28 protein-coding genes are annotated in these 23,143 nt (G+C 70.3%); 23 read left to right on the top strand and 5 right to left on the bottom strand.

The genetic code is table 11. The features are described from left to right. Positions 1-28: 28 nt before the first annotated feature. Together GSE44_RS04220 and ettA are read right to left on the bottom strand one after the other, a co-directional pair. Positions 29-550 (bottom strand): GNAT family N-acetyltransferase, encoded by a 522-nt coding sequence (locus GSE44_RS04220; protein WP_235924548.1) that lies wholly within the window; start codon positions 548-550, stop codon positions 29-31. Between the two features lie 7 nt (positions 551-557). Then, the gene (ettA, locus tag GSE44_RS04225; RefSeq protein WP_159347542.1) at positions 558-2,237 is read right to left on the bottom strand and encodes an energy-dependent translational throttle protein EttA; all 1,680 of its coding nucleotides are present in this window, start codon (positions 2,235-2,237) and stop codon (positions 558-560) included. Positions 2,238-2,337: 100 nt separating this feature from the next. On the opposite strand from ettA, the gene GSE44_RS04230 reads away from it, so the two are divergent. Beyond that, entirely contained in the window at positions 2,338-2,913 is a 576-nt protein-coding gene (locus GSE44_RS04230; RefSeq protein WP_159347543.1) for a LysE family translocator, read from the top strand. A 33-nt stretch (positions 2,914-2,946) separates the two neighbouring features. Here GSE44_RS04230 and GSE44_RS04235 read toward each other — a convergent pair whose 3' ends face one another. Further along, positions 2,947-3,657, bottom strand: a complete 711-nt coding sequence (locus tag GSE44_RS04235) for an SH3 domain-containing protein (protein ID WP_159347544.1) — start codon at positions 3,655-3,657, stop codon at positions 2,947-2,949. A 62-nt stretch (positions 3,658-3,719) separates the two neighbouring features. Next, positions 3,720-4,184 carry a GNAT family N-acetyltransferase gene (locus tag GSE44_RS04240; protein ID WP_159347545.1) on the bottom strand — a complete coding sequence of 155 codons (465 nt, stop codon included), beginning with the start codon at positions 4,182-4,184 and terminating at the stop codon, positions 3,720-3,722. Between the two features lie 86 nt (positions 4,185-4,270). On the opposite strand from GSE44_RS04240, the gene GSE44_RS04245 reads away from it, so the two are divergent. From GSE44_RS04245 to GSE44_RS04320, 16 genes are all read left to right on the top strand, one after another. Beyond that, a complete protein-coding gene (locus GSE44_RS04245) occupies positions 4,271-4,696 on the top strand; it encodes an OsmC family protein (RefSeq protein WP_159347546.1) in 426 nt (141 codons plus the stop codon). An 85-nt stretch (positions 4,697-4,781) separates the two neighbouring features. Then, on the top strand, positions 4,782-4,955 hold the full coding sequence (locus GSE44_RS04250) for a hypothetical protein (protein ID WP_235924549.1): 174 nt from the start codon (positions 4,782-4,784) through the stop codon (positions 4,953-4,955). A gap of 171 nt (positions 4,956-5,126) precedes the next feature. Next, positions 5,127-6,392 carry an aminopeptidase gene (locus GSE44_RS04255; RefSeq protein WP_159347598.1) on the top strand — a complete coding sequence of 422 codons (1,266 nt, stop codon included), beginning with the start codon at positions 5,127-5,129 and terminating at the stop codon, positions 6,390-6,392. Between the two features lie 130 nt (positions 6,393-6,522). Then, entirely contained in the window at positions 6,523-6,756 is a 234-nt protein-coding gene (locus tag GSE44_RS04260; RefSeq protein WP_159347547.1) for a hypothetical protein, read from the top strand. Positions 6,757-6,905: 149 nt separating this feature from the next. Further along, on the top strand, positions 6,906-7,601 hold the full coding sequence (locus GSE44_RS04265) for an SDR family NAD(P)-dependent oxidoreductase (protein WP_159347548.1): 696 nt from the start codon (positions 6,906-6,908) through the stop codon (positions 7,599-7,601). Then, positions 7,598-7,873, top strand: coding sequence for a (2Fe-2S)-binding protein (locus tag GSE44_RS04270; protein WP_159347549.1), 276 nt, complete (start codon positions 7,598-7,600; stop codon positions 7,871-7,873). Before GSE44_RS04265 ends, GSE44_RS04270 begins: the two co-directional genes overlap by 4 nt. Beyond that, positions 7,870-9,246, top strand: a complete 1,377-nt coding sequence (locus tag GSE44_RS04275; protein WP_159347550.1) for an FAD/NAD(P)-dependent oxidoreductase — start codon at positions 7,870-7,872, stop codon at positions 9,244-9,246. Before GSE44_RS04270 ends, GSE44_RS04275 begins: the two co-directional genes overlap by 4 nt. Beyond that, entirely contained in the window at positions 9,243-10,373 is a 1,131-nt protein-coding gene (locus tag GSE44_RS04280; RefSeq protein WP_159347551.1) for an NAD(P)/FAD-dependent oxidoreductase, read from the top strand. The genes GSE44_RS04275 and GSE44_RS04280 overlap by 4 nt, the downstream gene beginning before the upstream one ends. A gap of 9 nt (positions 10,374-10,382) precedes the next feature. Further along, on the top strand, positions 10,383-10,751 hold the full coding sequence (locus tag GSE44_RS04285; RefSeq protein ID WP_159347552.1) for a hypothetical protein: 369 nt from the start codon (positions 10,383-10,385) through the stop codon (positions 10,749-10,751). Positions 10,752-10,816: 65 nt separating this feature from the next. Beyond that, positions 10,817-11,293: a copper chaperone PCu(A)C gene (locus tag GSE44_RS04290; RefSeq protein ID WP_159347553.1), complete on the top strand. Its 477-nt coding sequence runs from the start codon at positions 10,817-10,819 to the stop codon at positions 11,291-11,293. 16 nt (positions 11,294-11,309) lie between these two features. Further along, entirely contained in the window at positions 11,310-11,822 is a 513-nt protein-coding gene (locus GSE44_RS04295; protein ID WP_159347554.1) for a YcnI family protein, read from the top strand. A 190-nt stretch (positions 11,823-12,012) separates the two neighbouring features. Then, positions 12,013-12,690, top strand: coding sequence for an RraA family protein (locus GSE44_RS04300; protein ID WP_159347555.1), 678 nt, complete (start codon positions 12,013-12,015; stop codon positions 12,688-12,690). Then, on the top strand, positions 12,690-13,778 hold the full coding sequence (locus GSE44_RS04305; RefSeq protein ID WP_159347556.1) for an Ldh family oxidoreductase: 1,089 nt from the start codon (positions 12,690-12,692) through the stop codon (positions 13,776-13,778). Before GSE44_RS04300 ends, GSE44_RS04305 begins: the two co-directional genes overlap by 1 nt. A 32-nt stretch (positions 13,779-13,810) precedes the next feature. Beyond that, positions 13,811-14,779 carry a Bug family tripartite tricarboxylate transporter substrate binding protein gene (locus GSE44_RS04310; protein ID WP_159347557.1) on the top strand — a complete coding sequence of 323 codons (969 nt, stop codon included), beginning with the start codon at positions 13,811-13,813 and terminating at the stop codon, positions 14,777-14,779. Between the two features lie 5 nt (positions 14,780-14,784). Continuing rightward, complete coding sequence (locus GSE44_RS04315; protein ID WP_201305922.1) at positions 14,785-15,687, top strand: NAD(P)-dependent oxidoreductase; 903 nt, start codon at positions 14,785-14,787, stop codon at positions 15,685-15,687. After that, complete coding sequence (locus tag GSE44_RS04320) at positions 15,684-16,385, top strand: substrate-binding domain-containing protein (protein WP_159347558.1); 702 nt, start codon at positions 15,684-15,686, stop codon at positions 16,383-16,385. The genes GSE44_RS04315 and GSE44_RS04320 overlap by 4 nt, the downstream gene beginning before the upstream one ends. A 4-nt stretch (positions 16,386-16,389) precedes the next feature. Here the strand turns inward: GSE44_RS04320 and GSE44_RS04325 are convergent, their stop codons facing one another. After that, positions 16,390-17,436 carry a Bug family tripartite tricarboxylate transporter substrate binding protein gene (locus GSE44_RS04325; RefSeq protein ID WP_159347559.1) on the bottom strand — a complete coding sequence of 349 codons (1,047 nt, stop codon included), beginning with the start codon at positions 17,434-17,436 and terminating at the stop codon, positions 16,390-16,392. Positions 17,437-17,602: 166 nt separating this feature from the next. On the opposite strand from GSE44_RS04325, the gene GSE44_RS04330 reads away from it, so the two are divergent. The 6 genes from GSE44_RS04330 to GSE44_RS04355 all read left to right on the top strand — a co-directional run bounded on the left by GSE44_RS04330 (position 17,603) and on the right by GSE44_RS04355 (position 23,140). Next, the gene (locus tag GSE44_RS04330; RefSeq protein ID WP_159347560.1) at positions 17,603-18,214 is read left to right on the top strand and encodes a nuclear transport factor 2 family protein; all 612 of its coding nucleotides are present in this window, start codon (positions 17,603-17,605) and stop codon (positions 18,212-18,214) included. Then, positions 18,211-19,290 (top strand): maleylacetate reductase, encoded by a 1,080-nt coding sequence (locus GSE44_RS04335; protein WP_235924550.1) that lies wholly within the window; start codon positions 18,211-18,213, stop codon positions 19,288-19,290. The genes GSE44_RS04330 and GSE44_RS04335 overlap by 4 nt, the downstream gene beginning before the upstream one ends. Before the next feature lie 24 nt (positions 19,291-19,314). Beyond that, entirely contained in the window at positions 19,315-19,875 is a 561-nt protein-coding gene (locus tag GSE44_RS04340) for an NADPH-dependent FMN reductase (protein ID WP_159347561.1), read from the top strand. Between the two features lie 123 nt (positions 19,876-19,998). Further along, positions 19,999-20,913: an ABC transporter permease subunit gene (locus GSE44_RS04345; RefSeq protein WP_159347562.1), complete on the top strand. Its 915-nt coding sequence runs from the start codon at positions 19,999-20,001 to the stop codon at positions 20,911-20,913. Next, a complete protein-coding gene (gene livM, locus GSE44_RS04350) occupies positions 20,910-22,316 on the top strand; it encodes a high-affinity branched-chain amino acid ABC transporter permease LivM (RefSeq protein ID WP_159347563.1) in 1,407 nt (468 codons plus the stop codon). Before GSE44_RS04345 ends, livM begins: the two co-directional genes overlap by 4 nt. Then, positions 22,313-23,140: an ABC transporter ATP-binding protein gene (locus GSE44_RS04355; RefSeq protein ID WP_201305923.1), complete on the top strand. Its 828-nt coding sequence runs from the start codon at positions 22,313-22,315 to the stop codon at positions 23,138-23,140. Before livM ends, GSE44_RS04355 begins: the two co-directional genes overlap by 4 nt. Positions 23,141-23,143: the final 3 nt, after the last annotated feature.

Below are 23,143 nucleotides of genomic sequence, written 5' to 3' on the forward strand. Positions count from 1 at the left end.
CGGCCAGGCCAGCAGCCGGGAACGTTGCTTAGCGGAGGCTTTCGAAGACCAGCATACGGTGGCCGAGATTGGTGAACTCACCGGCCGGGGTCATGCCAATATCGGCCATGACGGCACAGGAGGAGACATTGGTCTCCCGCGCGACGGCGATGATGCGCCTGAGGCCGGCGGCGTGGCCGAATTCGAGAGCGGCCCTCGCCGCCTCCCGCGCATAGCCCTGGCCGCGGCAATGCGGCCAGAGCGCGTAGCGCAGGGCAACGCCACGGCCATCCGGGCGCTCCATCAGCCCGGCGATGCCCAGGAACTCGCCATCCTCGGTGCGATGCACGGACCAGGTGCCGTAGCCGCGCACCGCCCAGAAATCGATGTCGTCCTCCAGCTCCTCCAGCGTGCGCTCGGGCGTGCGGACGCCATGCAGCATCAGCCCGAAGACGGCTGGATCCGCCTTCAGGGGGATAAGGTCGGGAAGGTTCTCCTTCCCGACCGGCAGCAGCGTCAGCCGCGGCGTGCGGACGACGCGGGAGGTGACGAGCCGGCTCGCTGGCTGCACGGCGCGCCTACCTCGTGAGGGGGCGGTACTTGATCCGGTGCGGCTGGTCGGCCGCGGCGCCCATGCGGCGTCGCTTATCGGCCTCGTAGGCCTGGTAGTTGCCCTCGAACCACTCGACATGGCTGTCACCCTCGAAGGCGAGGATATGGGTCGCCAGCCGGTCCAGGAACCAGCGGTCATGCGAGATGATGACCGCGCAGCCCGCGAAGTCCTGCAGCGCCTCTTCCAGGGCCCGGAGCGTGTCCACGTCCAGGTCGTTGGTCGGCTCGTCGAGCAGCAGCACGTTGTGCGGGTTCTTCAGCATCTTCGCGAGATGCACGCGGTTGCGCTCGCCGCCCGAGAGAACGCCGACGGGCTTCTGCTGGTCGCCGCCCTTGAAGTTGAAGGCGGCGCAATAGGCACGGCTGGGCACCTGGCGCTTGCCCATGGTGATCAGGTCCTGCCCGTCGGAGATTTCCTTCCAGACGGTGTTCGCATCGTTCAGCGTGTCGCGGCTCTGGTCGACATAGCCGAGCTGGACGGAATCACCCACGATCATGGTGCCCGCATCCGGCTTGTCCACGCCGGTAATCATCTTGAACAGCGTGGTCTTGCCGGCGCCGTTCGGGCCGATGACGCCGACGATGCCGCCGGGCGGCAGCTTGAAGGACAGGTCGTCGATCAGCAGCCGGTTGCCGAAGCCCTTGCGGATGTTCTCGGCGGTGATGACGATGTTGCCCAGGCGCGGCGCGGGCGGGATCTGGATCTCGGTGGGGTCCGGGGCCTTGTCGAGGCTCTTCTGCAGAAGCTCCTCATAGGCCTGGATGCGCGCCTTGCTCTTGGACTGGCGGGCGGCGGGGGAGCGGCCGATCCATTCCTGCTCCTCGGCCAGCTGGCGCTGGCGGGTGCTCTCCTCCTTCTCCTCCTGCTTCAGGCGCTTGCGCTTGGCGGTGAGGTAGGCGGAGTAGTTGCCCTCATAAGGGATGCCCCGGCCGCGATCGACTTCGAGGATCCAGTTGGTCACGTTGTCCAGGAAGTAGCGGTCGTGGGTGACGATCAGCACCGCGCCCTCGTATTCGCGCAGCGTCTTCTCCAGCCAGGACACGCTTTCGGCGTCCAGGTGGTTGGTCGGCTCGTCGAGCAGCAGCAGGTCGGGCTTCTCGAGCAGCAGCTTGCACAGGGCCACGCGGCGGCGCTCGCCGCCCGAGAGGTGCGTCACGGCGCTTTCCGCGGGCGGGCAGCGCAAGGCGTCGAGGGCGATGTCGACGGTGCGGTCGATCTCCCAGCCATTCGCGGCGTCGATCCGCTCCTGCAGATCAGCCTGCTCGGCGAGCAGGGTATTCATCTCGTCCTCGGACATCTCCTCGGCGAACTTCATGCTGATCTCGTTGAAGCGCTCGAGATCGGACATCAGCGTGCCGAAAGCATCGCGAACATTCTCGCCGACGGTCTTGGTGGGGTCGAGCTGCGGCTCCTGCGAGAGGTAGCCCACGCGCACACCCTCGGCCGCCCAGGCCTCGCCGCCGAATTCCTTGTCCTGCCCCGCCATGATCCGCATCAGCGTCGACTTGCCGGCGCCGTTGGGGCCGAGCACGCCGATCTTCACCGTGGGCAGGAAGGACAGGGTGATGCCCTTGAAGACCTCGCGCCCGCCCGGGTAGGACTTGGTGAGATCCTTCATCACGTAGATGTACTGGTAGGCGGCCATGGTGGGGGCTCCGCTGGGCAGGGGTGTGGGCGGGCGATACTGTGCCGGCCTTCTACCGGCGTGGCGGGTCCTCGCCAACCGCCCCTTCCTTGGAGCCGCCATGCGGGACCCGGTCCTCTTCACGCTGACCGTGCTGCTGATCCTCGGGACGCCTGGACCGACCAACACGTTGCTGGCCACCGCGGGCGGCACGGCGGGGTTCCGCCGCGCCCTGCCGCTGGTGCCGGCGGAGGCGGGCGGATACCTGGTCTCGATCCTGGCGATCGGGCTGGCGGTGGGGCCGGCCATTGCCTCCCTGCCCGCCGTGGCGCTGGGCTTGCGGCTGGCGGTGGGGGTCTATCTCGCCTGGCTGGCGGTGAGGCTGTGGCGCCGCGGGGCGGTGGACCTCTCGGTGGTGCCTGTGACGCCGCGCCAGGTCTTCATGACGACGCTGTTGAACCCGAAGGCGCTGGTCTTCGCCCTGGGGGTGATCCCCTTCGGCGCACCCGGCTGGTGGCCCTACCTGGCCGGCTTCCTCGGGCTGCTGGTGCTCGTGGCGCTGTGCTGGATCGGGCTTGGCGCGGCGCTTGGGCGTGCGGCAGGTGCCGCCGGGCGGGCCGGGCTGGTGCCGCGCATCGGGGCGGCAGCGGTCGGCGCCTTCGCCGTGGTGCTGGTGGTGGGGCCGCTGCTGCGCTGAGGAGGCGGTCCGGGCCGCCCCCTCCCCACGTCCTCAGCCGGGGCCGTGACCCCGGCCGGGTCCGCGATCGTCCCTGCCGCGATCGTCCCTGCCCCGATCATCCCGACCGCGGTCACCCCGATCGCCAGGGCCGCGATCGTCCCGGTCCGGACCCCGGTCGCCGAAGCCACGGTCCCCAGGGCCACGATCGGGCCCGCGATCAGGGCCACGCTGCCACTGGCCGGGCGGGCCCCGGTTGTCGTGGCGGTCATCGCGCCGATCGGCTTGGCGGTCAGGCGGGCCGCCGCGCCATTCCGGGCCATGGCCTGGGCGCGGGTCGCGGCGCGGCTCCCGGAAGGCCGCGCGGGGTGGCGGGCCGCCCCAACGGTCGCGGTCGGCATACCAGGAGCGGCCGCGGTAATGGCTGCCCCAATAGTCGCCGAAGCTGAAGGTCACGACCGGCAGGCCCACCCGCGGCGCGTATTCGGGCAGCGGCACGCGGCGGTTCTCATAAAGGTATTGCAGGTAGTTGGCCGAGACCCAGCCGCGCACCTGGCCGAACCCGACATCGCACCAGCTATAGCCCCCCAGGCAGCCGATGATCTCGACCGGGGCACCCGCGGGCACGACCGTGACCTGCGGGTAGTTGGTGCCGGGGCCGGCGCGAAGATTGACATTGCCAGTGGCGAAGCCCGGCGCGGCCGAAGCCGGGTTGGACAGTGCCAGGAGCAGGGCGGCGGCGGCCGGAATGGCAGCGTTTCGCATCGGTTCTCTCCTGTGGGTTGTGGGGGTCAACGCGCCATGGGGCACTCCGATGCGAGGCGGAATTACGGCGCCTCCGCGGCCCGTTTGCGGAGGGGGCGGGCGAAGCTGGCGCCGGACGGGGTGAAGCCAAGTGCCTGGAGGAAGGCCGTGGCGCCCCCTTCCTCTTCCGAATGCGATAGTGCGGCCTCCAGCAGGTCGCAGCCGGCGGCCCGGGCGGCCTGGGCGCCGGCCTTGATGAGGAGGCGGCCGATGCCGTTGCGGCGCTCCTCCTCCGCCACGGCCAGGGCGGAAATGCGGGCCCGCGGGCGGTCGGAGGTCAGGGTCGGGTGCCAGTGCAGGGCGATCACGCCGATGGCGGCGCCGTTCCAGCCGGTGGCGACGAGGACCGCCGCGGCAGGGTCGCGCGAAACGGCATCAAGGCGGGTGGCGATCCCCCGGGACGTGCCACCGAGCAGAATGGCAAGGTCGGCGGAATCGGCCGGCAGCGCGGCGCGGAGATCGACCCCATAGCGGGTTCCAGTTGCCATTCGGCCCTTTCCGGTATCGGCTGTGCCCCGCCAGCCTTGGGGTATGGCGCGGCGGGCGGTCTGCCCGCGGATATTGGGAGTAGGCGATGAAGAAGCACGGTTCCGCCACCTGGCAGGGTGGGTTGAAGGACGGGCGCGGCACGATCTCGACCGAGAGCGGCGCGCTGGATGCGCGGCCCTATGGCTTCGCCATGCGTTTCGAGGGAGTGAAGGGGACGAATCCGGAGGAGCTGATCGGCGCCGCCCATGCCGGCTGCTTCACCATGGCCCTGTCCAACATCCTCGGCTCGGCCGGGCTGACGGCGGAGCGGATGGAGACGAAGGCGGAGGTCACGCTCGACAAGGTGGGCGAAGGCTTCGAAATCACCAAGGTGCATCTGACGCTGCGGGCCAAGGTGCCCGGCGCCGACGATGCCAGGTTCCAGGAACTGGCGGCCAAGGCGAAGGCCGGTTGCCCGGTTTCCAAGGTGTTGAAGGCGGAGATTTCGCTGGACGCGGCGCTGGAGGGCTGAGGCTCCTCCCCTCGCGCCGCCCGTGCTTGACAGGGCGGCGCGGGGTCCTTGGCATGGGCGTTCCGCGATCATGACGGAAGTCCCCATGACCACACGCCGCGCGCTTCTCGGCGCCGCCGCCGGCGCGACGGTGTTCCGCGGCGCCCCCGCCATCGCGCAAGGAGATGCGGCGCATGTGCTGCGCTTCGTGCCGCAGGCGGATGTGACGGTGCTCGATCCGCTCGCCACCACCTCCTATGCGGTGCGCAATCGCGGGTAACTGTGCTCGGACACGCTCTATGGGCTGGATGCCGATTTCCGGCCGCAGCCGCAGTTGGCGGCGGGGCATGACGCTGCCGCTGAACGTGAAGCGGGAGGCCTGATCGGGCGCCCCTCCCCCCTTGCCCATCCGTCTCCTGCCTTCGATCTTGGCAGCACAGGAGATTTGACCATGGACCTCGCCCCCTTCCCCGCCTCGATTTCCCCCGCCGACAGTGCCGCCGATGCCCGGCTGGAGCGGCTGGCGGAGCTGGCCGTGAAGGTCGGGCTCGGGCTTGTGCCGGGGCAGGAGCTGGTGATGACGGCGCCGGTGGAGGCGCTGCCGCTTGCCCGGCTGATCACCGAGCAGGCTTACAAGGCGGGCGCGACGCTGGTGACGACGCTGTTCTCGGACGACCGCTCGGCGCTGCTGCGCTACCAGCATGCGCGGGACGAGAGCTTCGATGTCTCTGCCGGCTGGCTGTATGAGGGAATGGCGGCAGCCTTCCGGGGCGGTGCGGCGCGGCTGGCCATCGTGGGCGCGGATCCGTCGCTGTTGTCGGAGCAGGCTCCGGGCAAGGTGGCGCGGGCGAACCGGGCGCAGAGCAAGGCCTATCGCCCTGCGCTGGACCTGATCGCGGACAGCTTCATCAATTGGACGCTGGTACCCTTCGCACATCCGGCCTGGGCGAAGGCGGTGTTCCCCGAGGCGGCGCCGGAAGCGGCGGTGAAGAAGCTGTGGGATGCGATATATGCGATCACCCGCGTGGATGCCGCCGATCCCATCGCGGCCTGGGCGGCGCATAATGCCAACCTCAAGGCGCGGCAGGACCGGCTGAACCAGCAGCGCTTCCATTCCCTGCATTTCCGCGGGTCGGGCACGGATCTGATCGTGGGCCTCGCGGATGGGCATGCCTGGATGGGCGGGGCGAGCCATGCGAAGAACGGCGTCTATGGCAATCCGAACATCCCGACCGAGGAGGTGTTCACCACGCCGCATCGCGCACGGACGCAGGGCCATGTCTCCGCCACCAAGCCTCTGTCGCACCAGGGCACGCTGATCGACGGCATCCGCGTGCGCTTCGAGGCCGGCGCGATCGTGGAGGCGCATGCGACGCGCGGGCAGGCAGTGCTGGAGCAGATGATTTCCACCGATGCGGGCGCGCGGCAGCTGGGCGAAGTGGCGCTGGTGCCCAGCTCCAACCCCATCGCGAAGAGCGGCATCCTGTTCTTCAACACGCTGTTCGACGAGAATGCGGCGAGCCACATCGCGCTCGGCCAGGCCTACAGCAAGTGCTTCGTGCAGGAGTTCTCCGAAGAGGAGCTGGTGGAGCGCGGGGCCAATCGCAGCCTGATCCATGTGGACTGGATGATCGGCTCGCCGGAGGTGGAGGTGGACGGGCTGGACGAGGCCGGGAAGGCCACGCCGGTGATGCGCAACGGCGAGTGGGTGGACTAGCCGGCACCAAGCTGGTTGCGCTTGCGGGACGGTGGGGCGGAGGCCCCGCCGGCCTGCAAACGGAACGCGCCCCGGGCGTTTGAACCGCCGAGCGGGCCGCACCGGCTGCGCTCGGATGGGAGCCAGGCGGATGAGCGCAAAGAAGAACGAGAACACCGGCGGCAAGAACGACGCCGGAAAGGACGGAAGCGGCGAGCCGGGCGGCGCGACGCTCAACCAAACCATGCAGACTGGCAATCCGCTCAGCAACCAGACATCCGAGCCGGGCAACCAGCTGAACTACGAACCCGGGCAGCCCGTCCGGGAGTCGAACGACCCCGAGGGGCATGCGGGCAATACGGGGCCTTTTGGCAAGCCGCAGTAAAGGCGGCCGGTTGAGGGCCGCGGCCGGAAGTCGGCCTTCCGCACCCTGAATTCGTGCCCGATGGGGTTGCCCGCGGGCGGGACGCGGCCGGATAGTGGCTTCGTTCCGCTGTCGGGGGCTTCGATGCCGCGTGATCCGGGCTTGCGTCCATGCTGAATCCGGCAGGGCGCGTGGTGATGCTCTCCGGTGCCACGCGCGGCATCGGGCGGGCGGTGATGGAGCGGTTGCTGGCTGCGGGATGCCTGGTCAGCGCCGGGGTGCGGGATGCGGCACGGCTGCCATCGCATCCGGGGCTGACACATCATGCCTTTGAGGCGGCGAAGGGCGGCAGCGCCGAGGATTGGGTGGCCGCGACGGTGGCGCGGCATGGACGGATTGACGCGCTGGTGAATGCGGCCGGGATCAATCCGCGCGGCACCCTGCTCGATCCGGACGAGACGCCGTTCGATGCCATGTGGACGGTGAATGCCAAAGGGCCGATGCGCGTGATCCGCGCGGCTTGGCCGCATCTTGTCGCGAGCGGTTCTGGGCGGGTGGTGAATGTCGCCTCGCTCTCCGGCAAGCGCGTGCGGAACGATAATCTCGGTTATGCGATGAGCAAGTTCGCGGTCATGGCGCTGACGCAGGAGGTGCGGCGCCTGGGCTGGGAGCATGGCATCCGCGCGACGGCGCTCTGCCCGGGTTTCGTGGACACGGACATGACGGCGCATGTGAAGCATGTTCCGCGCGGGGCCATGTCGCGGCCCGAGGATCTGGCCGTGCTGGTGGAGGCGGTGCTGCATCTGCCGAATACCGCGAGCGTCGCCGAGCTGCTGGTGAACTGGCGGCACGAGGATACGCTGTGAGGCTGGTGCGGCTGCGCGATGCCGGGCGACCGCGCATCGCGGTGACGCTGGATGGCGCGGCGCTCGAGGCGCAGGAGGGCGACACGCTGCTGACGGCGCTGCTCGCCGGTGGCGCCGGGCATCTGCGCATGAGCGAGTTCGGCGATGGGCCGCGGGCCGGCTTCTGCCTCATGGGCGCCTGCCAGGATTGCTGGGTGGCGGTGGAGGGGATGGGACGCGTGCGCGCCTGCACGACGCTGGCGCAGGACGGCATGGCGGTGCGGCGCGGATGAAGGTTGCCGTCGTCGGCGCCGGGCCTGCCGGGATCCGCGCCGTGGAGGTGCTGGTCGCGGCGGGGCTGCGGCCGGTGTGGATCGACGAGGCTGCCGAGGGCGGCGGGCGGATCTACCAGCGGCCGCCCGCGCCGCTCAAGCGCGATGCGAAGGCGCTGTATGGGTTCGAGGCGGGTCGGGCGACATCGCTGCACGCTGCATTCGATGCGCTGCGGCCGCAGGTGGATTGGCGGCCGGAAACGCTGGTCTGGCATATCCGGCCCGGGGCGAAGCAGCTGCACACGCAATCCGGGCCGAGACGCGATCAGGTGGAGTATGACGCGGCCATTCTCTGCACGGGAGCGATGGACCGGGTGGTTCCCCTTCCCGGCTGGACGCTGCCCGGTGTCACGACGCTGGGTGGGGCGCAGATCGCGCTGAAGGCGCAGGGCTGCGGGATCGGGCGACGGGTGGTCTTCGCTGGGACGGGGCCGCTGCTGTGGCTGGTAGCCTATCAGTATGCGAAGGCCGGGGCGGAGGTGGCGGCGGTGCTGGACACCACGCCCTTCGCGACGAAGCTGGCGGCCTCGCCGGGCATGCTGCGTGACGCCGCGACCTTCGCCAAAGGAATCTACTACATCGGCTGGCTGCGGGCGCACGGCGTGCGCATCGCGGAGGGTGTGACGCCGATCGGCATCGAAGGTGAAGCGGGCGTGAGCGGCATCGCCTGGCGGGATCCGGGCGGCCGTGAGCAGCGGGTGGATTGCGATGCGGTCGGGATGGGCTGGGGTCTGAAGCCCGAGGCGCAGCTGGCTGATCTGGCCGGCATCCCCTTTCGGCACGATCCGCTGCAATGGAACTGGGTGCCAGAACGCGATGTGGCCGGCCGCACCGCCATTGCCGGGCATTACCTGGCCGGAGACGGCGCGGGGATCGGCGGCGCGGCGGTGGCCGAGTTGGCGGGCGCGCGGGCGGCGCTGGCGGTGCTGGAGGATGCGGGGCGCATGGTAGATGCGGCCCAGCTGTCACGGTTGGATGCGGCCCTGGCGCGGCAGCAGGGCTTCCGGGCGGCACTGGACCGGGCCTTTCCCTTTCCCCGTGCCCTGGCGGCAGGGGTGGCGGATGAGACCATCCTCTGCCGCTGCGAGGGGCTGCGCGCGGGCGAGTTGCGGGCGGCGCTGGCGGCGGATCACGCCCCCGGACCGGCATCGGAGCTGAACCGGGCCAAGGCCTTCTCCCGCGCCGGCATGGGGCGCTGCCAGGGGCGCGTCTGCGGCACGGCTGCGGCGGAGATCATGGCGGCGGCGCTGGGAAGCACGCCCGAGGCCATCGGGCGTTTGCGCGGGCAGCCGCCGGTGAAGCCCATCCCGCTCGTCGCGGAGCCGGTGGCGTGAAGGCGGATGTGCTGGTGCTGGGCGGCGGCGGGGCGGGTTGCTCGGCGGCGCTGCATCTGGCGCAGCGCGGCGCGCGGGTGGTGCTGCTGGAGCGCGGGCTGGTCGGGGGGCAGGCCTCAGGCGTGAATTACGGCGGGGTGCGACAGCAGGGGCGGCATCCGGCGGAGCTGCCCATCGCGCGGCGCTCGCGCGAGATCTGGGGGCGGATGAAGGCGCTGGTGGGGACGGATGCGGAGTTCACCGTCACCGGCCATCTGAAGCTGGCGCGGAACGAGGCGGAGGAAGCTGATCTCGTCGCCTATCTCGACACGGCGAAGGAATACAGGCTGCCGCTGCGCTTCATCGGGCGCAATTCGATTCACCGGGAATATCCCTGGCTGGGGCCGGCGGTGGTGGCGGGGTCCTTCGCGCCGGAGGATGGGGCGGCGAATCCGCGATTGCTCGCCCCCGCCCTGGCGCGCGCGGCCAGGGAGGCCGGCGCGGTGCTGCTGGAGAACACCAAGGTGGTGTCCCAGACGCGGGATGTGGATGGCTTCCTGCTGGTGAGCGAGGCCGGGGATGAATTCCGCGCGCCGGTGCTGCTCAACATGGCGGGGTTCTGGGGCGGAGCGGTGGCGGAGGCCTTCGGGGAGCCGGTTCCGGTCTCGCCGCTCAGCCCGAATATGATGGTGACGGAGCCGGTGCCCTATTTCATCGAGCCGAATCTCGGCGTGGTGGGAGGCAATGTCTATCTGCGGCAGATCCCGCGCGGGAACATCATCGTCGGTGGCGGCGATGGGGAAAGCGATCCCGCCACGCCCTGGTCCCGACCCCTGGCGGAGGTGTCGATCGAGGCAATGGGCCATGCAGTGCGGCTGGTACCTTCCCTCGCCGGGGTGCAGGTGATCCGCAGCTGGACCGGGATCGACGGGGAGATGCCGGACCGGATCCCGGTGATCGGGCCGAGCGGCACCACGCCGGGCCTGTTTCACGCCTTCGGCTTCTCCGGCCATGGCTTCCAGTTGGGACCGGCTATCGGCGCCATCATGACCGAGCTGGTGCTGGACGGGCGGGCGGATGTGCCGCTGGAGGCCTTTGCCATCTCCCGCTTCGCCGGGCCGGGTGACGGGGGCGGCGCGAAGGCGTAAGGCGGGCGCATGCGCCGCAAATGGACCGGCCTCGCGCGCCTCCTTGCCTTCGTGCTGCTGCTCCAGGGGGCATCGGCGATGGAGCCGCATGCCCGGGCCCTGGCGGCGCTGGGCGGCGCCAGGCTGGTGGAGCTGTGCAGTGCGCATGGCCCGCGGAGCGTGCTCCTCGGCGAGGATGGGCAGCCGCTCGAGAGGGAGCAGGCGCCGGATTGCTGCGCCCCCTGCCTGACGCCCGTCGGCGCGCCGCCGCCGACTTCCATGGTGCCGCCGAGGGTTCTTGCCTTTGCGATAGTGGTCGCCTCCCCAGGGCGGCCGGGATTGCCGCCACTTCCGCCCCGTGCCCCGCCGCAACTTCCGCGGGCCCCGCCCATCATCTGATCCGACTTCCCATCCTTCACGACACGGGGCGTCGCACGCCCCTTCCCTTGGGATTCGATCAGATCATGTCCATTCATCGTCGCGTCCTGGCCGGCCTGGCCGCGCTGGGCGCCTTCGCCTTCATCCATCCCCTGTCCGCGCAGCCTTCGGGCATCGTGGTCGAGCAGCCCTGGGCCCGGGCGGCCCTGCAAGGCGGCACGGGGGGCGGCTTCCTGACCCTTCGTAACAATGGGGCGCAGCCGGACCGGCTGCTCTCGGCCTCTACCCCTCTGGCTCGCACCACCGAGATCCATGAGACGGTGCGCGACGGCGAGGTGATGCGGATGCGGCCCGTCGCCGCGCTTGACGTGCCGGCCGGGGGCAGCGTGTCGCTGCGGCCCGGCGGCGCACATTTGATGATGGTGGGGCTGACCGAGGCGCTGCGGCCCGGTGCCACCGTGCCGCTCACCCTCACCTTCGAGCGTGCCGGGACGGTCCAGGTGCAGCTGGCGGTGCAGGCTGCCGGGGCCAGTGCTCCCGCCGCCGCGCACCATGCCCACTGAGCGGGAGGGGAGAATCATGACCTTCCCTCGCACGGCCACGCTTGCCCTGGTGGCGCTGCTGGCGACCTCCCCGGCCATGGCGCATGTCACGGCGGATCGCGCGGAGATGCCGGCGAACAGCTATGTCCGCATCGCCTTCCGCGTCGGCCATGGATGCGATGGCGCGGCCACCACGGGCATCCGGCTGACGGTTCCGCAGGAGCTGCGCGGCGCCAGTCCCATGCCCCATCCGGGCTGGACCCTGAGCCTCGGCGGTGGCGAGGCGTCCGAGCATGCTGGCCATGCGGGGCACCATGGATCGCCCATGCCGCAGGAGATCGCCTGGACCGGAGGGCGGCTGGACTCGGCCTATTTCGACGAGTTCGTACTGCTGGTCCGCAGCCCGGCGGAGGCAGGCGGAACGCTCGCCTTCCCGGTGGTGCAGGAATGCGAAGGCGGGGCGGTGGCGCGCTGGGTCGAGCGCCCCCCGGCAGGCGGTGGGCGCGTTGCCTTTCCGGCGCCGGTCGTCCGGGTGGTAGAAAGGCGGTAGATCCGGCAGGCCCAGAGGCAGGGAACCCGGAATAGAGCCCGGGCTCCTTGCCAAGGCCGCCGGAACCGGCCGATCCTCCCTGCACGCCGCCGAGACGGCACGGAGAGGAACGCCTGATGCCCGTCGCTTGTGACGCGGCCATGCGCTCTCCGGCCTTGCGTATCGGCGCAGTGCCAGGAGAGAGACTCGCATGACCGTTGGCCTACGCATCGTCGAGACGCGCCCCGAGCCCGATGCCGCCCTGATTGCCCGCGCGGCGAAGCTGCCGGTCGCGAATATCGGCGACGTGATGAGCCGGCTGCAATCCATGCGCGGCGGGTTCTTCGCCTATGGCGGGCGCCGGACCTTCGTCGGTCCCGCATTCACGGTGAAGGTGCGCCCGGGCGACAACCTGTTCCTGCACCGCGCGATCGACATGGCGGCGCCGGGCGAGGTGATTGTCTGCGATGGCGGCGGCGACCTGAACATCGCGGTGTCGGGCGATCTGATGATCGGCCATGCGGAAGCCCGCAAGGTGGGTGCGCTGGTGATCGACGGCGCGGTGCGCGACCTGGACGGCATCCGCAAGATGGATATCGGCGTCTGGGCGCGGGGCGCCAATCCGTCCGGCCCGTACAAGGATGGTCCCGGCGAGATCGGCTATCCCGTCGCCTGCGGCGGGCAGGTGGTGATGCCGGGGGACCTGATCGCGGCGGATGAGGATGGCGTGGTCGTCATCCCGCGCGCCGATGCGGCGCAGGTGATCGCTGATGCCGAGAAGCATGCGGCGAAGGAGGCCGAGACCACGGCCGCCATCAGGGGCGGCGGCTGGGTGCGCGGATGGGTGGAGGAGACGCTCGCCGCCAAGGGCGTGCGCGTCACGCGCTGATGCGGGTCCCGGCAGAGCGCGTCCGGCGCCAGATCCTCAACGTGCTCCAGGCCTGGGGCATGGCGGAGGACCTGGCCGCCACCACCGCGGGGGCCATGGTGGAGACGGACCTCATGGGCATCGACAGCCACGGGCTGTCGATGCTGATGATGTATGAGACCTTCCGGAACAACGGGCAGCTCGACCTCAATGCGCGCCCGCGCGTGGTGTTGGATGCGGCGGCGACGGCGCTGGTGGATGGCGGGGCGAATCTCGGCCATCCCAATGCCGATTTCGCGATGCGGCTGGCGGTGGAGAAGGCGAAGGCCGCGGGCATCGGCGCGGTGGGGGTGCGGAACTCACACCACTTCGGCGCGGCGGGGCATTACGCGCGCATTGCATCGCGCGCGGGGGTGATCGGCTTCATCACCAGTTCCGCGCGCACGGTGCTGATGGTGCCGACGCGCGGCACGCTGCCGCTGCTGGGCGCGAACCCCATCGCCTTCGCGGCGCCGGCACTGCGGAACCGGCCCTTCGTGCTGGACATTTCCACCACCACCGTCGCGGCGAACAAGGTGAAGGTCTACGACCTGAACGGAAAGCCAATCCCCGAGGGTTGGGTCACGGACGAGGCCGGGCGGCCCATCACCGATTCCGCCGAGGCGATGGAGGTGATCTTCAAGCGGCCCGGCGGCGGGGTGACGCCGCTGGGCGGGGCGGAGGTGACGGGCGGGCACAAGGGCTACGGCCTCGGGGCCATGGTGCAGATCCTTTCGGCCACGCTTACCGGCGCCGCCTTCGGACCAGTCCGCAACCCCACGCGCAAGCCGGGCGATCCAGACGATGTCGGCCATTTCTTCCTCGCGATCGATCCGCGCGCCTTCCGGCCGGAAGGCGGGTTCGAGGAGGAGCTCGATGCGATGATCGACGTGCTGCACGAGACGCCGCCGGCCGATCCCGCGCGGCCGGTGCGGGTGGCGGGCGACCCGGAGGCCGAGGAGCGGGAGAGGCGGCTGGCGGAGGGCATTCCGGTGCCACCCGCATTGGACCGGCATATCCGTGACATCTGCGAAAGATCAGGGGCACGATACGAACTCGGCGAAGACTGAGGCGCCCACGAGGGAACAGGGAAGGAAGCAAGATGGTCAGCATCACCCGGCGGGGCATCCTCGGCTCGGCGGGGGCAGCACTCGGCTGCCCCGCCTATGCGCAGCAGATCGGCCGCTGGCAGCCGACGCGGCCGATCCAGCTCAATGTCGGCTTCGCGCCCGGCGGGGGCAGCGACATCATCGCGCGCACCATCGCCGAGGCCTGCACGCCGCTGATGCCGGTGCCGCTGGTGGTGGTGAACCGCCCCGGCGCGGGCGGCGCGCTGGCGGCGGAATACGTCGCGCGCGCGGCGCCCGACGGGCACACGCTGGTGATACATGGCGGCAGCGAGAGCACCTCCATCCCCGCGCATCGTGAGGTGCCCTATGACCCGAAGACCTCCTTCCGAGCGGTGATCCGGCTGACGCGGAACGGTCATATCCTGTCCTGCAAGGGCGGAGATTCGCCGCGCTTCGCGGATTTGAAGGCGGCACTTGCGGCGGCCAAGGCCGATCCGGGCGGGTTGGCGCATGGATCATCCGGCGTCGGCACGCTCTCGCATTCCATCTTTATCCTGCTGGAGCGCGCGGCGGACGTGCAGTTCCTGCATGTGCCCTTCAATGGCGGCGGGCCGGCGCTGCAGGCAATGCTGGCCGGACAGACGCAGCTGGGCGTGAATGCAACCGACGAGCTGGGCACGCAGGTGACCTCGGGCACGCTGAAGGCGCTGGCGATCGCTTCCGAACAGCGCGCCCCCGCCTACAAGGACGTGCCCACGCTGCGCGAGCTGGGCTACGACATCGTGGCCGACAACATGAAGGGCTGGGTCGGCCCGGCCGGGATGACGGATGAAATGGTGACCTATCTGCATGACCGCTTCCGGCAGGGCATGCAGACCGCCACCTGGAACCGCTTCATGGAGCGGGTGGGCGAAGGCGACGGCTATGCCGATGGCCCGGCCTTCCAGCGCTCCATGGACATGCTGCTGGATTCGATCCGCGCCGCCCTCAAGAGGAGCTGAACGCCTTGGACACCATTTCGCCGCCCGCGCATGTCGCCTTCATCGGACTTGGGGTGATGGGGGCCGCCATGGCGGCCAACATCGTGAAGGCTGGCTTCGCGCTCGCCGTGCACAACCGCAGCCGGGGCAAGGCAGAGGCGCTGGAGGCGTCGGGGGCACGCTGGGCCAGCACCCCGGCGGAGGCGGCGCGGGGGGCGGCCTGCATCGGGCTTTGCCTGCCGGACACGCCGGATGTGGAGGCGGTGCTGTTCGGACCCGGTGGCCTGGCCGAAGGCGTGGAGGCGGGGAGCGTGGTGATCGACTTCAGCACCATCGCCGCCGCTCCGGCCGCGGGCTTCGCACGGCGGCTGCTGGAGGAGCGCGGGGCCCATCTTCTGGACAGCCCGGTGAGCGGCGGCCCCGGCGGGGCGCGGGACGGAACGCTGACCTGCATGATTGGCGGCGATGCGATCGCCTTCGAGGCGGCGCATCCATTCCTGCAGGCGGTGGGCAAGACGGTGACGCATCTGGGGCCGCCGGGCGCCGGGCAGGTGTGCAAGTCGGCCAACCAGCTTCTGGTGGCGGCGACGATGCAGGCGGTGTCCGAAGCATTGGCGCTGGGGCGCAAGGCGGGGCTGGACCCCGTGGCGATGCGCCAGGCGTTGCTGGGCGGCTCCGCCCGTTCCTTCGTGATGGAGAACCACGCCAAGCGCATGATCGAGGGCACGCTGCAGCCGGGCTTCCGGGCGGAGCTGATGCGGAAGGACACGCGCCTCTCCCTTGCCGCGATGCGTGACCACGGCGTCTTTGCGCCGGCCACGGCGATGGCGGCGCAGATGATGGAGGCGCTGGTGAACAGCGGGCGCGGCGGGATGGATTCCGCATCGCTCGGGCTGCTGGTGGCCGAGTTGTCGGGGCTGGAAGCTTGAGCGCGCCGCTGCGGCTGCTCTCCACCCTCGCTGTCCAGGGCGCGCTTCGGGGAAGCCTCGGGCGCTGCGAGACCGCGGCGGGCGTCACGGTGGATGCGGATTTCTCGCCGACGATCGGGCTGCTGGCGCGCATCCGGGGCGGTGAGCGGGCGGATGCCGTGGTCCTCACGTTGGAGGGCGTGGAGGAGTTGATCGCGGAAGGCGTGCTGGACAGCGCGAGCCGGGTGGATCTCGTGCGCTCGCATGTCGGGCTGGCGGTCCGGGCGGGGGCGCCGCATCCGGCGATCGGCTCGGTGGATGAGTTGCGGGCGGTGCTGCTGGCAGCGCCCTCCATCGCCTATTCCCGCACGGGAGCGAGCGGGATCGCCTTCGCGGCGCTGATCGAGCGGCTGGGCATCGCCGAGGCGGTGAACGCCAAGGCCCGGATCATCCCCGCGGGCTTCACTGCCGCCCTTGCCGCCAGCGGGGAGGTGGCGCTGGCGGTGCAGCAGGTGAGCGAGTTGCTGGCGGTGCCCGGGATCGAGGTGATCGGGCGGTTGCCGCGGGAGGTGGAGACGGTGGCGGTTTTCACCGCCGCCGCCTTACGCGGCACGCCCAATGCGGAAGCGTCGCAGCGGCTGATCGGCTTTCTCGCCTCGGCGGAGATGGCGCCGGTGCTGGAAGCCGCGGGGCTGGAGCCGATCGGGCCGAAGGGCTGAGCGGCTATTGCCGCTCCATGCCCGTGTTCTCGATCACCTTTGCCCAGCGCGCGATCTCGGCATGCACATCGGCCTTCACGGCGGCCGGGGCCGTGGACGGGCGCGGGGCGAGGCCGAGTTCGCCCAGCCGCTTACGCAGTGCCTCGTCCGACAGCACCTGTCGGGTTGTTTCGCTGATGCGCGCGACATGCTCGGGCGGCGTGCCGGCGGGGACGGCGATGGCGTACCAGGTCTGGATGTCGAAATCGGGGGTGCCAAGGAGCTCGCCGACGGTCGGAACCTCGGGCAGCAACGGGGAGCGTTCGCGCGAGGTGATGGCCAGCGCCCGTGCCTCGCCACCGCGGATCTGGCCGAGAACGGAGGAGGCAGGTTCCACCACCAGCTCCACCTCGCCGTTGCGGAGGGCGACGAGGGCGGCCGGGGTGCCGCGATAGGGCACATGGGTCAGCCGGATGCCAGCGGCGGACTGGATGGCCTCGGCGACGAAATGCTGGGTGCTGCCGACGCCGACGGTTGCGACATGCAGCTTGTCTGGCGCCGCCTTGGCGCGGCGGGTCAGCTCGGCCATGTCGCGCGGCGCCTCCGGCCCGGTGCCGGCGAGCAGGACGAGGCCGACCGAGGCGACGGGCGCGACCGGCTCCACCTCCGTGAGCGGATCATAGGGAAGGCGGCGGTAGAGGGCGGCGGAGACGGCATAGCCGTTGTTGATGAGCATCAGCGTATGGCCGTCCCGCGCGCGGGCGAGCCCTTCCGCCGCGATGGTGCCGCCGGCGCCGGGGCGGTTCTCCACCACCACCGGCTGGCCCAAGGCGCTGGCAAGGGAGGGAGCGATCAGCCGGGCCACGATATCCGTGGTGCCGCCAGGGCCGAAGCCCTGGATGAAGCGGACCGGGCGGTCCGGCCAGGCGGCGCTAGGATTTCCCGTGCTGGTGCCCTGTGCGGCGGCCGCCCCCGTTCCTCCCCCCTGCGCCAGGCCGGCGGTAGGGCGCAGGGCGGGCAACGCAAGCAGGCTGAGCGCGGCGCGGCGCGCCACCGGCATGGAACGGGGCATGGACACTCCTCCTGGTGGCCCCTGCCCTCCCGTTGCGGGAGTCGAAGCGGCGGCGGCCTTTCCGGAATGGGAATGGGGGGCACGGCGCGCGTCAAGCGCTTCGTATCGCCAGGGAGACAGGTGCCGCCTATCGTGCCCCGGAACGGGATTCGCCGGGGGGAACGGGATGAGCGACGCGCTGCTGCGCCGGATGCAGGTGATGGAGCTGGTGCAGAACTGGGCCGTCTGGCGCGATGCCGGCGACTGGGAGCGGTTCCGCACATGCTGGGCACCCGAGGGACGGATGATGGCGACCTGGTGCCAAGCGCCGGCGGCGGAATTCATCCGGGCGAGCCAGGAGGGCTGGGCCAAGGGCGTTTCGATCCTGCATTTCCTCGGCGGCTGCTCGGTGGACATCGCGGGGAAGCGCGCCATCGCGCAGACGAAGATGACCATCTCGCAGCGCGCGCCGGTGCATGGCGTCATCGTGGACGTGGTCTGCACCGGCCGCTTCTACGACTTCATCGAGGAGAAGGCGGATGGATGGAAGGTCGTCCTCCGACAGCCGATCTACGAAAAGGATCGGATGGACCCCATCGATCCGGCGGCGAAGCTCGAGCTTGATCCCGCGCTGCTGTCGCGCTTCCCCGAAGGCTACCGGCACCTCGCCTATCTGCAGACCGGCATCGGCTATGAGGTGAAGACCGACATGCCCGGGCTGAAGGGGGAGAAGGTGCAGGCGCTCTATGACGCAGGGGCCTCCTGGCTGCGCGGCGGGGTGCTGTCTTGGGAGGAGTGATTCCGCCTCGCGCCTTCGTCCACGCGCCGCTGCCGCAGCGGGTGGTGTTCGGCGCGGGCAGCCTGGGACAGGTGGCGGCGGAGCTGGATGCGATGGGCGCGCGGCGCGTGCTCGTGCTCTCCACGCCCGGGCAGCGGGTGCTGGGGGAAAAGGTCGCCGCGGCGATTGGCGAGCGCGCGGCGGGACTTCATGCGGAAGCGCGGATGCATGTGCCGGTTCCGGTGGCCGAGGCCGCCGCGGCGCGTGCCGCCGAGTTGGGAGCGGATGCGCTGCTGGCGGCTGGCGGCGGCAGCACGATCGGGCTGGCCAAGGCCGTGGCGCTTTCCACCGGCCTTCCAATCCTGGCGCTGCCGACCACCTATTCGGGATCCGAGGGCACCTCGATCTGGGGGCTGACCGAAGGCGGCGCGAAGACCACCGGGCGCGATCCGCGGGCTCTGCCGCAGGTGGTGGTGTATGATCCCTCGCTGACACTGGACCTGCCGGTGGGGGTTTCCACCGTCTCCGGGCTGAACGCCATCGCCCATGCGGTGGAGGTGCTCTACGCGCCCGATGCCACGCCGGTCACGGCGCTGATGGCGGAGGAGGGCATTCGCGCCCTGGCCGCCGCCCTGCCCGTCCTCATGGAGGCGCCGCGCGATTCCGGGGCGCGCTCGGAGGCGCTTTACGGCGCCTGGCTCTGCGGCACGGTGCTCGGGCAGGCGACCATGGGGCTGCACCACAAGCTGTGCCATGCGCTGGGTGGCGGCTTCGACCTGCCGCATGCCGAGACGCATTCCGTGATCCTGCCGCATGCCGCAGCCTTCAACGCCCCAGCGGCGCCGGAGGCCATGGCGCGGATCGCACGGGCGCTGGGTGCGGACGACGCGCCTTTGGGGCTCTGGGCGCTGGCCCGGCGGCTGGGTGCGCCGCCTTCCCTGGCCGCGCTGGGGATGCGGGCGGAGGATCTGCCGCGGGCCGTGCGGCTGGCGACGGCCAGCCCCTATGCCAATCCACGCCCGGTGACCAAGGAGGGCGTGGCCGCCCTGCTCGCCCGGGCGTTGGCCGGGGATGCGCCCCTCGCCGATCCATCCTGACCTTTCCTGGAGGCATCCACGACCATGAGCGCGTTCAACATCCTCGGCATCTCCGGCAGCCTTCGGAAAGCCTCCCACAACACGGCCATCCTGCGCGCGGCGGCGGAGCTGGCGCCCGAGGGGGTGGAGGTGACCATCTTCGGGGGGCTGGGCGAGATCCCGCCCTATAACGATGACGTGCGGGTGGCTTCGGGCTACCCGGCCTCCGTGACCTCCTTCCGGGAGGCACTGCGGGCGGCGGATGCGGTGCTGATCGCGACGCCGGAATACAATTATTCCATCCCAGGCGTGCTGAAGAACGCGATCGACTGGGCCTCACGCCCGCCCGAGCCGCCCTTCGAAGGCAAGCCGGTGGCGATCATGGGCGCGACGCCCGGGCTGCTGGGCACCGCCCGCGCGCAATACGACCTGCGGAAGATGTGCGTCTTCCTCAACGCCTATGCGCTGAACAAGCCGGAGGTGCTGATCATGCAGTCCGGCACGCGCCTCGACGCCGAGGGCCGCGTGACGGACGAGACGACGCGCGCACTGATCGCCTCCCAGGTGGTGGCGCTGCGGGACTGGGCACTTCGCCTCAAGGGTTGATGAGCGCCGCGCGCTCCCCCTTGGCGGGGCGCGCGGCCCCAGCGTAGCCTGCTTCCGGGACGCTACACGGCCGAACGGCGGAACCGGGACAAACCCGGCGCCCTGGAAAGACGGAGACCGCGCTTGGCCTATGCCCTGCAGCAGCTGATCAACGGTGTCGCGCTGGGCATGATCTATGGGTTGATCGCGGTGGGCTACACGATGGTCTACGGGATCATCGGCATGATCAACTTCGCCCATGGCGACATCTTCATGGTGGGCGCCTTCATCTCGCTCATCTCCTTCGTGCTGATCGCGGCGGGCGGATGGACGGCGGGGCCGGGGGCGATCCTGCTGGTGCTTCTCGTCTCCATGGCGGTGACGGCGCTTTATGGCTGGTCGGTGGAGCGGGTGGCCTATCGCCCGCTGCGCGGCTCCTTCCGCCTGGCGCCGCTGATCAGCGCGATCGGCATGTCCATCGTGCTGCAGAACTACGTGCAGGTGGCGCAGGGTGCGCGGGTGAAGCCGATCGAGGCGATCGTAACCGGCAATCTGGAGCTGTGGCACGGCAATGGCTTCGCGGTTTCGGTCTCCTCCATGCAGGCGCTGATCGTGGTGGTGACGCTGGGGGTGCTAGCGGTCTTCACCTGGCTGGTCACGCGAACACCCTTGGGGCGCGCCATGCGCGCCTGCGAGCAGGACCGGAAGATGGCGGGGCTGCTGGGAATCGACACGGACCGCACCATCAGCATCACCTTCGTCATCGGCGCGGCGCTCGCATCCGTGGCGGGCACCATGTACCTGCTGCGCTATGGGGTGATCGACTTCTACATCGGCTTCCTGGCGGGGGTTAAGGCCTTCACTGCGGCTGTGCTGGGCGGCATCGGGTCCCTGCCCGGGGCGGTTCTCGGCGGCCTGCTGATCGGGCTGATCGAGACCTTCTGGAGCGCCTATTTCTCGGTGCAGTACAAGGATGTCGCGACCTTCGCGATCCTGGTGATCACGCTGATCTTCATGCCCACCGGCCTGCTCGGCCGCGCGGAGGTGGAGAAAGTATGAGCGGCGCCAATTCGTCGCTTGGCGTGCCGCATGAGGGCGGGGTTCCCCACAACGACGATGGCGTGCCCGATCCGGGCGAGTTGAGCGGCATCCCGCGCTCCTCGGCGCCACCCGCGCCCCGCCCGCCGATGGCGCATTCGCTGCGCGACGCGGGCATGGCCGCGCTGGTGGCGCTGGGACTGTTCGTGCCGCTGGTCGGGCTGCGGACGGATGTGGGGCCGGGCGGCGGTGGGCTGATCATCCGCACGCGCTGGGCAGATGTGGCGATTCTCGTCGGGCTGGTCTTCGCCGGACGGCTGCTGCTGAACCTCTGGACCACCTTCCGGCCGGCGCCAAAGCCACGGACCGCGCAGCGCAGCGCGATGATCGCGCGCGTGGGAACATGGGTGGCGCCGGTGCTGCTCGCCTATGCGGTCCTGCTGCCGATGCTGCCGGGAACCACGCGCTATGGGCTCGATCTCGGCATCCTGGTGCTGACCTATGTGATGCTTGGCTGGGGGCTGAACATCGTGGTCGGGCTCGCTGGGCTGCTGGACCTCGGCTATGTCGCCTTCTACGCGGTGGGTGCCTATAGCTACGCGCTGCTCTCCACCACCTTCGGCCTTTCCTTCTGGGTCTGCCTGCCGCTGGCGGGGCTGCTCGCGGCCTTCTGGGGCGTGCTGCTCGGCTTTCCCGTGCTGCGGCTGCGCGGCGACTATCTTGCGATCGTGACGCTGGCCTTCGGCGAGATAATCCGCGTGGTGCTTCTGAACTGGGTTTCGCTGACGGGCGGGCCGAACGGTATTTCGGGCATTCCGCGCCCCTCCTTCTTCGGGCTGAGCTTCAGCGCGGGTGGCGGACCCGGCTCCTTCTCGGATTTTTTCGGGCTGGAGCCCTCCCCCACCCATCGCGTCGTGTTCCTCTACTACGTCATCCTGGCGCTGGCGCTGCTGACCAACTGGGTGACGATCCGGCTGCGGCGGCAGCCGCTGGGCCGCGCCTGGGAGGCGCTGCGCGAGGACGAGATCGCCTGCCGCGCGCTGGGCATCAACGTGACCAACACCAAGCTGACGGCCTTTGCCATCGGCGCCATGTTCGGCGGCTTCGCGGGCGCCTTCTTCGCCACGCGCCAGGCCTTCATCTCGCCCGAGAGCTTCACCTTCATCGAGAGCGCCATCATCCTCGCCATTGTCGTATTGGGCGGGCTGGGCAGCCAGCTCGGCGTCGCCATCGCGGCGCTGGTGATGATCGGCGGCTTCGAGGCGTTCCGGGACCTTGAGGAATGGCGGATGCTCGTCTTCGGGGGCGCCATGGTGGTGATCATGGTTTGGCGGCCGCGCGGGCTGGTCTCGTCGCGCACGCCCTCCGTCTCACTCGGGAAGCGCCGGGCGATCGCGGCCGAGCTCGTGGGACAGGGCCGGTGAGCGCCCCGGTCCTTCAGGTACGCGAGCTGGTGATGCGCTTCGGTGGGCTGACCGCCGTGAACCAGGTCTCCTTCAATGCGAGGGCGGGCGACATTACCGCGGTGATCGGGCCGAATGGCGCGGGCAAGACCACCGTCTTCAACCTCATCACAGGCTTTTACCGACCGAGCGCGGGCGAGATCCTGCTGCACGGACGCTCCGGGGAGCGGGCGCTGCACCGGACGCCGGGGCACCGCATCGCGCAGGAAGGGGTGGCGCGCACCTTCCAGAACATCCGCCTTTTCCCCGGCATGACGGTGCTGGAAAACCTGTTGGTCGCTCAGCACAACCGCCTGCAGGCCTCGACCTTCTTCGGCATCGGCGCGGCGCTCGGCCTCGGGCGCTACAGGGCGGCGGAGCGCGCGGCCGTGGATCTGGCAAAGCACTGGCTGGAGGCGACGCGGCTGCTGGACCGCGCGGACGATGCAGCGGGCAGCCTGCCCTATGGCGCGCAGCGGCGGCTGGAGATCGCGCGGGCTATGTGCACGGAGCCGGTGCTGCTCTGCCTCGATGAGCCGGCGGCGGGGCTGAACCCGCGGGAATCCGAGGAGCTGTCGGAGCTGATCCGGCTGATCCGCGCGAGCGGATGCTCCATCCTGCTGATCGAGCACGACATGGGCGTGGTGATGAAGATCTCGGACCGCGTCGTGGTGCTAGACCACGGGAAGAAGATCGCAGACGGCACGCCGGCGGAGGTGCGGGCAGATGAGACGGTGATCGCCGCTTATCTCGGCGAGGGCGATGAGGATGACACGCCGGCGGTTCCCCTGGAGGGCGCGGCGTGAGCG

The sequence above is a fragment of the Muricoccus harenae genome, from assembly GCF_009848505.1.
Classification (GTDB): Bacteria; Pseudomonadota; Alphaproteobacteria; order Acetobacterales; family Acetobacteraceae; genus Roseomonas; species Roseomonas harenae.

Bases quoted from the DNA above. Each gene is read 5' to 3' on its own strand.
- ettA (WP_159347542.1), bottom strand. From the start codon at position 2,237: ATGGCCGCCTACCAGTACATCTACGTGATGAAGGATCTCACCAAGTCC.
- GSE44_RS04305 (WP_159347556.1), top strand. From the start codon at position 12,690: ATGCGGGTCCCGGCAGAGCGCGTCCGGCGCCAGATCCTCAACGTGCTC.
- GSE44_RS04310 (WP_159347557.1), top strand. From the start codon at position 13,811: ATGGTCAGCATCACCCGGCGGGGCATCCTCGGCTCGGCGGGGGCAGCA.
- GSE44_RS04330 (WP_159347560.1), top strand. From the start codon at position 17,603: ATGAGCGACGCGCTGCTGCGCCGGATGCAGGTGATGGAGCTGGTGCAG.
- GSE44_RS04230 (WP_159347543.1), top strand. From the start codon at position 2,338: ATGCGGGACCCGGTCCTCTTCACGCTGACCGTGCTGCTGATCCTCGGG.
- GSE44_RS04285 (WP_159347552.1), top strand. From the start codon at position 10,383: ATGCGCCGCAAATGGACCGGCCTCGCGCGCCTCCTTGCCTTCGTGCTG.
- livM (WP_159347563.1), top strand. From the start codon at position 20,910: ATGAGCGGCGCCAATTCGTCGCTTGGCGTGCCGCATGAGGGCGGGGTT.
- GSE44_RS04260 (WP_159347547.1), top strand. From the start codon at position 6,523: ATGAGCGCAAAGAAGAACGAGAACACCGGCGGCAAGAACGACGCCGGA.
- GSE44_RS04295 (WP_159347554.1), top strand. From the start codon at position 11,310: ATGACCTTCCCTCGCACGGCCACGCTTGCCCTGGTGGCGCTGCTGGCG.
- GSE44_RS04240 (WP_159347545.1), bottom strand. From the start codon at position 4,184: ATGGCAACTGGAACCCGCTATGGGGTCGATCTCCGCGCCGCGCTGCCG.
- GSE44_RS04300 (WP_159347555.1), top strand. From the start codon at position 12,013: ATGACCGTTGGCCTACGCATCGTCGAGACGCGCCCCGAGCCCGATGCC.
- GSE44_RS04235 (WP_159347544.1), bottom strand. From the start codon at position 3,657: ATGCGAAACGCTGCCATTCCGGCCGCCGCCGCCCTGCTCCTGGCACTG.
- GSE44_RS04245 (WP_159347546.1), top strand. From the start codon at position 4,271: ATGAAGAAGCACGGTTCCGCCACCTGGCAGGGTGGGTTGAAGGACGGG.
- GSE44_RS04255 (WP_159347598.1), top strand. From the start codon at position 5,127: ATGGACCTCGCCCCCTTCCCCGCCTCGATTTCCCCCGCCGACAGTGCC.
- GSE44_RS04275 (WP_159347550.1), top strand. From the start codon at position 7,870: ATGAAGGTTGCCGTCGTCGGCGCCGGGCCTGCCGGGATCCGCGCCGTG.
- GSE44_RS04340 (WP_159347561.1), top strand. From the start codon at position 19,315: ATGAGCGCGTTCAACATCCTCGGCATCTCCGGCAGCCTTCGGAAAGCC.
- GSE44_RS04290 (WP_159347553.1), top strand. From the start codon at position 10,817: ATGTCCATTCATCGTCGCGTCCTGGCCGGCCTGGCCGCGCTGGGCGCC.
- GSE44_RS04250 (WP_235924549.1), top strand. From the start codon at position 4,782: ATGACCACACGCCGCGCGCTTCTCGGCGCCGCCGCCGGCGCGACGGTG.
- GSE44_RS04325 (WP_159347559.1), bottom strand. From the start codon at position 17,436: ATGCCCCGTTCCATGCCGGTGGCGCGCCGCGCCGCGCTCAGCCTGCTT.
- GSE44_RS04265 (WP_159347548.1), top strand. From the start codon at position 6,906: ATGCTGAATCCGGCAGGGCGCGTGGTGATGCTCTCCGGTGCCACGCGC.